The organism is Bartonella sp. AC158YNML (assembly GCF_042196725.1).
Lineage (GTDB): Bacteria > Pseudomonadota > Alphaproteobacteria > Rhizobiales > Rhizobiaceae > Bartonella.
In genome coordinates this window covers 1-3432 of sequence record NZ_JBHIQU010000046.1, presented here as the reverse complement: position 1 = coordinate 3432, position 3432 = coordinate 1, and the positions used below count along the sequence as shown (strand labels likewise).

Below are 3432 nucleotides of genomic sequence, written 5' to 3'. Positions count from 1 at the left end.
GCGGAACATCAAGCGGTATAGAGAGATTAGACGAAGGTTCCAAAGCATCAGAGGACTCAGAAGGCTTTGGTTCAACAAACGCAGAAGGAAGAACAACAGAATCTGTAGAAGAAGGAGCGTCAGATGTCAACGACGTAGAAAGTGGATCGGGGGGAGAAGATGAAGGATCAACAGGATCAGGGGATGTAGAAGAAGGAGAGTCAGACATAAACGACGTAGAAAGTGGATCGGGAGGAGAAGATGGAGGATCAACAGGATCAGAGGATGTAGAAGAAGGAGAGTCAGACATAAACGACGTAGAAAGTGGATCGGGGGGAGAAGATGAAGGATCAACAGGATCAGGGGATGTAGAAGAAGGAGAGTCAGACATAAACGACGTAGAAAGTGGATCGGGAGGAGAAGATGGAGGATCAACAGGATCAGGGGATGTAGAAGAAGGAGCATCAGACATAAACGACGTAGAAAGTGGATCGAGGGGAGAAAATGGAGGATCAACAGGATCAGGGGATGTAGAAGAAGGAGCATCAGACATAAACGACGTAGAAAGTGGATCGGGGGGAGAAGGTGGAGGATCCACAGGACCAGAGGACGTAGAAGAAGGAGCATCAGATATCAACGACGTAGAAAGTGAATCAGGGGGAGAAGATGAAGGATCAACAGGATCAGGGGATGTAGAAGAAGGAGCGTCAGATGTCAACGACGTAGAAAGTGGATCGGGGGGAGAAGATGGAGGATCAACAAGAGCAGAGGACGTAGAAGAAGGAGAGTCAGATATCAACGACGTAGAAAATGGATTGGGGGGCGGAGGTTCAACAGGATCAGGGAATGTAGAAGAAGGAGAGTCAGATGTCAACGACGTAGAAAGTGGATCGGGGGGAGAAGGTGGAGGATCAACAAGAGCAGAGAACGTAGAAGAAGGAGAGTCAGATATCAACGACGTAGAAAATGGATTGGGGGGCGGAGGTTCAACAGGATCAGGGGATGTAGAAGAAGGAGAGTCAGATGTCACCGACGTAGAAAGTGGATCGGGGGGAGAAGATGAAGGATCAACAGGATCAGGGGATGTAGAAGAAGGAGAGTCAGATATCAACGACGTAGGAAGTGAATTGGGAGGCGGAGGATCAACAGGACCAGAGGACGTAGAAGAAGGAGCATCAGATATCAACGACGTAGAAAGTGAATTGGGAGGAGAAGATGGAGGATTAACAGGATGAGATAATGAAAACGAAGAAGGTTTACCAAATGGACCATTATAAGAACCTATTCTAGAAGAAATATAAACCCCTTCGAGTCGGAAATCCCAAAAATCCCCCTCACCTTCCACTAATCTTTGCTTAGCATTCGCTTCTCCAAAAGGCGAGCCCGGACCATAACCACGAATACGATATTGATAAGGAAAACCTTTCACCGTAGTATAACCATTATAACCATTGGCGAGTCGAAAAGAACCTGCCCGCGCTGTTCCTGCAACTTGAACGATTGAAATGCTTTGATCTCTTCCCTCATAGACTTCTTTACTTGAATATTTTGGAAAATTTTGCATATGAATGAATGTCGTTCCAGAAACATCCCCATAGATCAATATGCGATCCGTCTTTTGGGGATCAAACAAACCCTCATCATTCAAAAATGTATTCAACCTAATCTGAGCGTTTCCCTCAGCACTATAGACTTTTTTATCTTTTGATGCGAGAATTTTATCTCCTGCATCTATATCTGCTTTTTTTCCAATGCGTAGCGTTTGATAACCACTATCTTCATCAAAGATCAATGTGCTATTGGAAAGACTTAGAGAAGAAAGCGATGAAACAGATTCCTGTAAACCATTGTATTTACTTTTAGTAAGATACCATTTTGAATAACGAATTAACTCTAAATCAATAACCGATCTATCTTCAACACGCGTACCTCCTGTAAGAGAGGAAGCGTTTGCTTTCACCAATAGAGAAGCATTATTTTCAGCTTTTAGCAACACATCACCAGAGATTTTTGTTTCATGCGATAATTCAAGAGTGCCTTTTACTTCATAGTCTTTATTCCCCTTCGCATAAATTGCAATCCCATCTGGAACTGTCATATTTGTCTCTGATAAATAAACAAAAGCCCTCCCCGTAATAACTTTTTTGGTTTCTAAATTTTTTTCATCATCTCGTTGCCTCAACATTTTAGCAATCTCTTCTGGAGCTAAAACATTAAAATACAGTCCATATACTCCCTCACCCTGAACAGAAATATTGTTTTTTTCTATCTTAATACTTGTATTTTTAAAGCCATCTGGTGAAATATATTTTTGAATTAACTTACCATTATCACTTACATAACCTGAAAAGTTTTTCATCAAAAATGCATGCATATGGTTTAGCTGGATAAAATTGTTTTTCAAATGAACGTCACCACCTTGAAAAACCTCAAAAGCTTCTGGCAATACCCCCATAGCTCCATCACTATCTGTTAAAGTTTCCTCCCTCCTTCCATGCCCCGTAATCCCCATAGTATCAAGAATATAGCGCCCCCCAAATCGGGTTGAAAATGAGCCAATCTGGTTAAAATTAACGGTACCGTCTGTCATTTTAACCATTGCATCAAAACCACTTATAATACCGATCCCTTTTACATTCAAATTATCTGGCTCAATATTGATATTCACACTCACTAAAGCAATATCCGTTCCTCTCCCCCATGCATAAATAGCATGTGAAGTCCCCTTAATTTCCCCTACTGTCATGCTAATAACGGCATTTTGAGCACGAAGAGCAGGTATATTCTTAAAATCTGAAGCTATTAGATTAATTTTTCCACCATTTCTTACATACGCCCCATAGGCAGATATTTTATCTGGATCATCGCCATAAACTGCTATCTGAGAGGCATTAACAACAGTGCCTGCTTTTTCTACATATATAGCTGCAATAGGTGCAGCCTCCTGAGAATTTTTTAAGTAATAAACTTTATCTGCGAGAAAGTGTGTTTTTCTATCATCGCATTTATAAAACACCCCTCTTGGATCACTTGAAGATCCAGCAGCACTAACATACGTAACCTGCAAAAAATAAAGAATAGCTGTTGTAACGTTGCATAAAAATACATATTTATGAAATACATAAATCATAACTCTTGCCGCCTCCTATTCCCCTACTTCTATTTATTGAAGAATAATGTCTATATTTAAGCTAATAAATTTCTCAAAATACAATAAATATAAAACTAAAGAGCTACTTTAATACTTAATATAACACTATATATACTTATATATAAGTTACTATATAGTTTATGTATAGCTAAAAATAATAATGCAATCCAGCAGAGAAACTCGTTCCAGAAAAACCAATTTTCTTAAATCTATGCTGATAAGTGGCATCTCCACGAAGAGAAAGTTTTGTTGAGAGACGGGCATTAAACCCAACCCCTGCTTCCAAAGAAGAACCAAAGGAA

At 40.2% G+C, this 3432-nt stretch carries 2 protein-coding genes; both read right to left on the bottom strand.

Annotation, left to right across the window (positions count from 1 at the left end; all coding sequences use genetic code 11):
* On the bottom strand, positions 1-3109 hold a 3109-nt coding region (locus ACFIM1_RS09030; protein ID WP_375694659.1), incomplete at its 3' end, for an autotransporter outer membrane beta-barrel domain-containing protein.
* A gap of 169 nt (positions 3110-3278) precedes the next feature.
* Positions 3279-3432: autotransporter outer membrane beta-barrel domain-containing protein (locus ACFIM1_RS09025; protein WP_375614236.1), on the bottom strand; the 154-nt coding region annotated here is incomplete at its 5' end.